The sequence below is a fragment of the Psychrobacter sp. ASPA161_9 genome (genome assembly GCF_051970275.1).
Classification (GTDB): Bacteria; Pseudomonadota; Gammaproteobacteria; order Pseudomonadales; family Moraxellaceae; genus Psychrobacter.
In genome coordinates this window covers 1-8168 of sequence record NZ_JBEFNI010000016.1, presented here as the reverse complement: position 1 = coordinate 8168, position 8168 = coordinate 1, and the positions used below count along the sequence as shown (strand labels likewise).

Below are 8168 nucleotides of genomic sequence, written 5' to 3'. Positions count from 1 at the left end.
CACGCACACTTGTGTTGGTGCGCCTGCTGATATAAAATGACCGTTCGAATATGGTGGGTTTTATATCTGCTGACACAGATTAAAATTCATCTAACCCCTAGTGACGCCAATCACTGGGGGTTACTCGTTTCTAGCACTTGAGTTTACGCTCTCATTCTTATTTCGTCAATTAGCAATTTCTTCTCAAAGTCACGCCATTTAAGGCGTACATCGCTCTAAAAATCTGTGACTACATCATATTACATACCTATACTAGCATCTGAATAAGATCGCCTAAGGCATTGCTTTTCATAAACACTGATCTAACAACAAAAACCACCTAATACTTAACATCCTATCTTTGGTTTAGTATTCGATAATTATCACAACCATCTTGATCACCATATCACAAGATTTACCATACCATTCTTTCGCTATACCATAGTTTTGTCGAACACCATGACCATACTCATATATAACCCCTAGGTTGAATTGAGCTGTAGCATCATCTTGGTTAGCGGCTTTTAGATATTATTCTTTAGCTGTACCATAGTTTTGTCGAACACCATGACCATACTCGTATATAAACCCTAGGTTGAATTGAGCTGTAGCATCACCTTGGTTAGCGGCTTTTTCAAACCACTTTTTAGCAGTAGTATAATTTTGAGATACGCCATCGCCAAGATAATACATCTCACCAAGGTTAAATTGGGCATCAGCATTTCCTTGATTGGCCAAACGCTGTGTCTGATTGAAATCAGTAGCCATCGCTGAGATAGATAACATCGCTGCTGCTAGAAAAAGGGTTATTTTGCTGATAAATGAGGTTTTGAGCAGTGGCATGGCGTATCTCTACTGATTGATTTTTGAATTTACGTTCGTGGATTGTCGCTATGGTATCAGGCATATTTTCGAGCTATCAGTTCAGTGGGTTTTTACCTTTTAAACAGTGTTCACTGGTTTTATAGTTAATATCCTTGCTGATTCAAGAACTTGTATGCATCACAACCTTCTTGGTTTCCCTTATCACATGCCTTTCCAAACCATTCTTTAGCAACCCATATATTCTGATGCACACCGTTACCCCTGACGTAAAGCATACCAAGCTGCATCTGAGCATGAGCATCATCTTGATTGGCTGCTTTTTTAAACCATTTTGCAGCTTTTATATAATCCTGACCCACACCTTCGCCTTTGACATATAATCCTCCAAGATTGTATTGAGCAATACCATGACCTTGGTTAGCTGCTTTTTCATACAACTCGGCTGCTTTTGTATAGTTCTGACGCACACCTTCGCCTTTGGCATACATCAAAGCAAGGTTAAATTGAGCATCGATAAGACCTTGGTTAGCTGCTTTTTCATACAACTCGGCTGCTTTTGTATAGTTCTGACGCACACCTTCGCCTTCATAGTACATTATGCCAAGAATGAGTTGAGTATAAGGCTCACCTTGATTGACCAAACGTTGGGTTTGGTTGAAATCCGCTGCCATAGCAGATATAGACAACATAGTAGCGACCAAAAAAAGGGCTAATTTACGTATTAACGAGGTGTTAGGAAGGGTCACGTCATGGCTCTACTGTTTAGTTTTTTAGAATTCGCACTTGTGCGTTATTACTATGTTATCAGTTCTCTTTTAGAGAACTCAGCTCGGTAACTTTTTTATGCTTATAACTTTCATATCCAGCGCCTATCTTTGATTCAGCTTTCGATAGCTATCACAACCAGCTTGAAGACCGTTATCACAAGACTTACCAAACCATTCTTTGGCAATCGCTACATTTTGACGCACACCTTTGCCTTCGTAGTATATTGCACCAAGCATAGCCTGAGCACCACTATTCCTTTTATTAGCAGCTTTTTCAATCCAATGTGCAGCCTTGATGTAATCCTGCCTTACGCCTTCGCCGTGATAATACATTCCACCAAGGCTATATTGAGCATCAGAATCCCCTTGATTAGCAGCTTTTTTATGCCACTCAGCAGCCTTTGCATAGTCCTGCCTTACGCCTTTGCCGTGATAATACATTCCACCAATGATGAATTGAGAATCAACATTCCCTTGGTTGGCAGCTTTTTCATGCCACTCAGCCGCCTTTGCATAGTCCTGACGTACACCGTCGCCGTTATAATACATCGCTCCAAGCAAAGCCTGAGCAATAGCATTGCCTCGATTGGCCAAACGCTGCGATTGGTTAAAATCTGCTGCGATAGCAGAAAGAGAAAAAATAGCTGCAACTAAAAACAGGGCTGCTTTACGAATAAATGAGGTTTTGAGCAGTGGCATGGCGAGTCTCTACTGAGGTTTTTTGGGAGTTACATTTGTGCGTTATTGCTATGGTAGCAGAACTATTTTAGAGTACCTGAGCCGGTGACTTTTTTATGCTGTTTTTCATTTGTCATAATCTAATTTGTGCGAGTAAAGCAGGACCTATGTGATAAGCAATATTGATAGAAACAGATAGAATCGTTATTTTATTCTTAGTTAGCGGGACGCAAACATCCGTTGAGTAAACATATAATAGTAGATTGTATGTTTAGACCTTTATTCCATATTCAAACCATTGCACGTTAGAATCCTAGCTCATTCATCTCTCTATACACATCACAACCATATTGATATCCGTTATCACAAGATCTCCCTACCCATTCTTTAGAAAGCACTAAATCTTGGCGAACACCTTTACCTTGGAAATACATCAACGCAAGATTATATTGAGCACCTGCATTGCCTTGATTGGCTGCTTTTTTATACCACTCGATCGATTTTGTATAATCCTGACGAACACTTCTGCCTTCAGAGTATGCCGCCCCCAGGAAGGCTTGAGCATTCGAATTGCCTTGATTAGCTACTTTTGTATACCACTCGATCGATTTTGCATAATCCTGACGAACACCTTTGCCTTCGTAATACATCGACCCAAGAAGAATTTGAGCACTCGCATCGCCTTGATTGGCTGCTTTTGTATACCATTCGATCGATTTTGCGTAATCCTGACGAACACCTTTGCCTTCGTAATACATCGACCCAAGTATAGCCTGAGCTTTAGAATCACCCTGGTTAGCTAAACGTTGGATTTGGTTAAAATCTGCTGCCATAGTACAAATAGACAGCATCATAGCGACTAAAAAAAGGGTGAATCTACGTATTATCGAGGTATTTATAAAGTTCATGGTATGTCTCTGTTGACTATTTTTTTGGATCTACATTCATGCTTAGCATTATGTATGGTAACAAATATATTTTAGAGTAACCCGCTTAGTAATTTTTTTGCTAAAAACCATTTAATATAAATTATCCAATAGGGAATATACTCCGATGTAAGCAGTCTATTACGCTCCTAAATACAGCGAAAACTATTAACAGACTATTCTACTTAGACTTTAATTAATGAACTAATCTAAACCAACTTTTCTGCCTTATCTAGCGACCCATGCTTGGAGACCTTGACCTTGTAGGCACTCTAGCACGCTCAAGCTCTTGCTCCTTAGCTTTGATCACTTCTCTAACTTGTCCCGCAAGGTGTTTAATTCCTTCAATTCCACTTGTATTGCCGTCTGCGATCCGGTTATTTTCACTTGTGACTGCTCGATTTCGCTCTGTATGCTCGCTAATGTGTTCAACTTGCCCTCTAACTTCACTATATCGCTCTCTACTTGCGTCATATCGCTCTCTAGATAGTCGGGCGGTGTTATCGTGCTCTGATACGTCTTCAACTGCTCTACGAGTTGAATCTGTACGTTTCCTAAAGCCAATAACTCGCTTATCAACATTGCTTGCGTTGTTACGTGACTTTTCCGATGCGCTACCCAACCATTGAACACGTTCGTTTGTTCTGTCATTGAGCTTTGCAACTGCTTGAACAACGTCGGTAAGCGTTCCAGCTCTTGTGTTTTTGTCTGTGCTAATTTGTTCAATAAGGCTGTCAATTCCGCTATATCTCGATCTTTCTGGTCGAGCATCTGCTCCATGTATCGCTCTTGGTCGTCTAGCATCTGCTCTTGGCGTTTTATCGTATCCTGCTGTGCTTGCATCGCTTGCTGCACTTGTTCTAATAGTCTCTTGTCCATGACTTACCTCTGCCCGTAATTTATTGAGGGCTGCTGCATCTGCGGTTGTGGCTGGATCTGTTGATTGATATAGATCGGTTTCGAGTATTTGTTGACCAGCGATGCCCCTAGGATTAAGCCCAATAGCAGCATGGCGAGTGCGCCCAAACTGGCTGCTATTAGCCATTTTCTCATCTCTGACTTGATGACCTTCGCTATCCGGTCTTCTCTCTGCTCGATCATTTCTGCTATGTGCTGTGTATAGGCTTCTATCGTCTTCTCTAGGTCTTTTGCGAATAGGTTTAAATGCTTGACGGTATGGGCTTGGACGTTGCTCATATAAGTGTCGAGGTCGGTACTCATATCGGTTTGATGCTTTGCTAAGGTCGTGAGCAGCTGCTCGTTGCTCGTGTCTAGGCTTTCCATGCCTTGCTTGATGATAGCTTCGCTTTCTTGTAATTTCGCTGTCATAAAGCTGTTTAGCTGCGTCGTAGCGTTCTCTACTTCTTGCTCGATAATCTCCGCTTGCTTCTCTGACTGTATTTTGAACTTCTCTGCTAAACTGAAAATCTCGCTCATATAATCCGCCTGTTAGCCTGATATTTCGTTTTGCTTTAGGATCTGGGTTTTTGATGCTGATTGCTTTGTCCGTTTCCCTCGCTATCTCAAAGCCACCATCAGTTAGGGCTTGAATAACGTCGTTGCGATTGCTGATAACGCCCTCAACCACTAATGCCTTTAGACCGTCAGTAATGGCTTGTCTTGCGTCTTTAACGTCTCTTGGTAGGTTGTCACGCTGCGCCATTAATCGCTTTTTGGCTGGGTCGTTTGGGTTGGTAAAACCATGCTCGATGTTTTGCATGTCTTTCCATGCGTTCACTCTGCGCTTATCAACGCTGTGGACGTAGGGCTGGAACGCTCTGCCATGCTCTAAATCAACATTGGCAAAGACAAAGTTTAGCTCTAATCGCCCTTTGTCTCTATGTTCTATCCAGCTAACACTGACTCTATTAACGTCTAGCCCTGCTCGAATGGTCTGCTCAAAGCCGTCCATCAAGGCGTTTTTTTGTTCTGTAGTAACCTCGTCGGCTGTCTCGGTGAACGATAAGCAACCACTGGTATATTTTTGCTTAAAGTCTAGGCTATCAATGAGCAAGGCTTGGTTGTCTATGTCGCCCCTCAATACTTCGGCATCAAGACGTTTGCCGTCTGGCTGCTCTTTGTCTTTGAGCAAGTAATCGAACACGCCTTTGCTGCCACCTGTGCCATTGGTGAAAAATTTAACGATCATCGGGCACGCTCGATGCTAGTGCTTTGTCTAACGTAGTCTGCAAATCAAGTAAGGCAATCAATACGGCATTACCGACTTCTTGCCCTGTGTTGGTCTGCTTGGCTATTTGGTTGATGTTGATGCCAATGCGATTAATCGCTCGCACCAACTCGGGATCGGCACTATGGACGATTTTTTTGTGCTTGGGTTCGGGCGCAGCTATCGGTTGGTCAAGCACCAATCCACGAACGTAGTTAGACATATCATGTCTGCCTGCACGCTTTTTAATGTCTAGGAGCTCATCATCAGACACTCTGATTTTTAGCCACTTTGTCCTTGCCATTTTAACCTCGGTCTAGCGGTTGGTTTTTACCCCTCACGGCTTTTTGTGAGGGGTTGGGGTTAAGGGGTTTCCCCTTACCAGTATGCCTTGGGTCAATAGTAACGTAGTGGATATTGTACCCACGGTATATGCTGGCTTAAAGAGTAACTATACTATAGTATTAAGTGATATTTATTAAAATAAGGTTAAATATATGCCACTAGCAACACAATGTGAAAAGCTCTCTATAAGGCTTGATAGAATCCAGCTGCCCTATGTAGATAGACCAGAAGTTGCGGCTTTAAATTACTTTGAAGCTCAAGGATACATTGGAACTAAGATAGAGGGTTTCATGTTTCATAATGTCTTAAAAGCTCTTATGCTAGATAAATTAGCAAAATTTAATACATTTAACTTGCGTGAAGATGCATGTAGTCGCTACTTACAGGCTCAATTTGTAATATGCAAAGATGACATAGATGAGATTATTGACTCAATCCAAGACATATCTAGGCTGAAATTTTCTTCAAATCTTATTGAAGTAATTAATCAGATACGCATAGCAGGCTTAGATACGGGCGTCTCTTTCGATGTTGGACTTGCTATATTTGACTCATTATCTTTAAGTGTATTCGCTGAAATAGCAAGAATAATTGCTGAAGATCCATATAAAAACGTAGCCGGATGGCCTGACTTAACTCTAGTAAAAGATAATAAGATCGAACTTATAGAAGTTAAGACAACTGATAGATTACATAAAAATCAGCTTCACATAATACCGATACTTAAATCCGTATTGCCCGATTGCATATCAGTTCTTCAAATAACTAAACTATAAAAATATAGATAATAATTACTGAGGGGGTTAAATGAAAACAATACCAGATGAATTTTTAAGTAGCGCAGCTCAAGTTCTAGGCGATACAGAATTAGGGCTTTCAGGCAGAAACATCATTGAGTTTTTTATTGAGTACGCGAACAATAAGCAAGTAACTATCCCTCACGGCGAATATCCTTTCAAACCAAATAAAAAAGATGCTCTACTAGCTAACTTGAAAGTCTTTGACGCAGAAGATCAGTACAATATAATCAAAGAACTATGCAAACATCCCAAGTTAAATGACCCGACACCCCAAAAAATAGCCACTTTAAAAGCACAGCTGGCAGATAGATTTGGAGAGGCTTTCGGCTATACAAACACAAAAGTACTGAATGTAGAGCTAGTAGAGGATACTCTAACTTGGCTAACAAACCATAAGAGAAGCCTAAAGCTCTATAGGTTAGCTCTAGCACAACTAGGCCAAGAAACATTTGACCGCAACTGCTTGGATAACGTACGGTTAGCACTAGAATTTTTATTAAAGGAAATACTAGAGAACAATAAATCAATAGAGGGCCAAAAAGAACTAATAGGCGGATACATAAAAAAAAATGGTGGGTCAAAATATTTCATGAACATGTTCCGCACCCTATTAAATTACTACACCGACTACCAGAATAACTTAATAAAACACGGAGACGAGGCAGTCGAAATAGAATTTATCGTAGAACTAACAGCTACATTTATGAAGGCACTTGCAAGACTACATGCCAAAAGCAAAGGCACCAAATAGCCTAAGCAGGGAAACTAGGAAGGCTGTTATCTGATTTAGGCTTATCCAGTCTCACTATTTTTTTGCTTTTCTTCTGTAATACGTGGCTCTACTTATACCTAAGTCTTCCCAAGGCTTTAATGACTGCTCTGAAGTAGCTACAGGCTGACGTTTAGAGACTTTACCGCCTTTACTACCTTTAAGTGACTGCCTATAGATGAACTCATTGTAGTGGTAGGCATCACGCTTCCAACAATATTTAGCAATGCTTTTGGCTGTGGCTTTGATTTCTGAGTACGGTAATGGCTCTAAAAACATCATATTGACGTTCAGAGAGTGTTTAAGCACAGAGTTATACCATTGCTCCCAAGTCTTGCCTCGATGCTCTCTAATCGCAGAATATGCCCAATGGCGAACGGTATCGAACAAGGTGCAGTTCCTACCAAGTCCGTATTCTTTCTCTTTAGTTGTTAGAGGTCTAAGGTCAACAAACTCCGCTAGATAATTCAGCTCGTAGGCTTCTTTCGTCCATACTTCGGTACGCCAATACTCGTGCATAGGGTTTTTGGTGATGAAGTTGGTATAGCCGACGTCTGCTCTTGTCTCTCTGACAAGTCCTGCTTGTATCTTAGCGAGATAACCTAAAGCTTTACGACTGCCATGCTCACTGGTGCAAACGGGCGTTTTTAGCTCATAGACGATATGAGCGTGTCCATTTGAGGGGTTTTGGCTTGTCCACCGTGGTGGTGGTAGGTATTCTTCTGCCCAACGCATTGCGCCATGTTCATGGTCAATGTCTAAACAGATAAAGTGGGTCATACAAGGAGGGTTATGCTGGATGTACCGCATTTTGACGGCAGTTTGCCTAGGACGAATGACAAGATTACCTAAATCATCGGTGCAATAGGGCTTATAGGGGAGTGTTTCGTATATTTCCGGTAGTATTAACAT

10 protein-coding genes are annotated in these 8168 nt (G+C 41.3%); 2 read left to right on the top strand and 8 right to left on the bottom strand.

Features of this window, described 5'->3' with window-relative positions:
- Positions 1 to 345 precede the first annotated feature (345 nt).
- The 7 genes from ACTQ9S_RS13635 to ACTQ9S_RS13605 form a co-directional block, all read right to left on the bottom strand.
- Positions 346 to 456 (bottom strand): hypothetical protein, encoded by a 111-nt coding sequence (locus tag ACTQ9S_RS13635; protein ID WP_440455255.1) that lies wholly within the window; start codon positions 454 to 456, stop codon positions 346 to 348.
- A 54-nt stretch (positions 457 to 510) separates the two neighbouring features.
- Positions 511 to 822: a tetratricopeptide repeat protein gene (locus tag ACTQ9S_RS13630; RefSeq protein WP_440455254.1), complete on the bottom strand. Its 312-nt coding sequence runs from the start codon at positions 820 to 822 to the stop codon at positions 511 to 513.
- 125 nt (positions 823 to 947) lie between these two features.
- A complete protein-coding gene (locus ACTQ9S_RS13625; protein WP_440455253.1) occupies positions 948 to 1493 on the bottom strand; it encodes a tetratricopeptide repeat protein in 546 nt (181 codons plus the stop codon).
- 180 nt (positions 1494 to 1673) lie between these two features.
- Positions 1674 to 2270 carry a tetratricopeptide repeat protein gene (locus ACTQ9S_RS13620; RefSeq protein WP_440455252.1) on the bottom strand — a complete coding sequence of 199 codons (597 nt, stop codon included), beginning with the start codon at positions 2268 to 2270 and terminating at the stop codon, positions 1674 to 1676.
- 284 nt (positions 2271 to 2554) lie between these two features.
- Positions 2555 to 3157, bottom strand: coding sequence for a tetratricopeptide repeat protein (locus ACTQ9S_RS13615; protein ID WP_440455251.1), 603 nt, complete (start codon positions 3155 to 3157; stop codon positions 2555 to 2557).
- Between the two features lie 900 nt (positions 3158 to 4057).
- Positions 4058 to 4612 (bottom strand): MbeB family mobilization protein, encoded by a 555-nt coding sequence (locus ACTQ9S_RS13610; protein ID WP_440455250.1) that lies wholly within the window; start codon positions 4610 to 4612, stop codon positions 4058 to 4060.
- 701 nt (positions 4613 to 5313) lie between these two features.
- Positions 5314 to 5646 (bottom strand): plasmid mobilization protein, encoded by a 333-nt coding sequence (locus ACTQ9S_RS13605; RefSeq protein WP_440455249.1) that lies wholly within the window; start codon positions 5644 to 5646, stop codon positions 5314 to 5316.
- A gap of 193 nt (positions 5647 to 5839) precedes the next feature.
- Between ACTQ9S_RS13605 and ACTQ9S_RS13600 the strand changes: the two genes are divergently transcribed.
- On the top strand, positions 5840 to 6463 hold the full coding sequence (locus ACTQ9S_RS13600) for a VRR-NUC domain-containing protein (RefSeq protein WP_440455248.1): 624 nt from the start codon (positions 5840 to 5842) through the stop codon (positions 6461 to 6463).
- Positions 6464 to 6494: 31 nt separating this feature from the next.
- Positions 6495 to 7238: a hypothetical protein gene (locus ACTQ9S_RS13595; RefSeq protein WP_440455247.1), complete on the top strand. Its 744-nt coding sequence runs from the start codon at positions 6495 to 6497 to the stop codon at positions 7236 to 7238.
- Between the two features lie 54 nt (positions 7239 to 7292).
- Here ACTQ9S_RS13595 and ACTQ9S_RS13590 read toward each other — a convergent pair.
- Positions 7293 to 8168, bottom strand: an 876-nt coding sequence (locus ACTQ9S_RS13590; RefSeq protein WP_440455246.1) for a replication initiation protein, incomplete at its 5' end; no start/stop codon positions are given.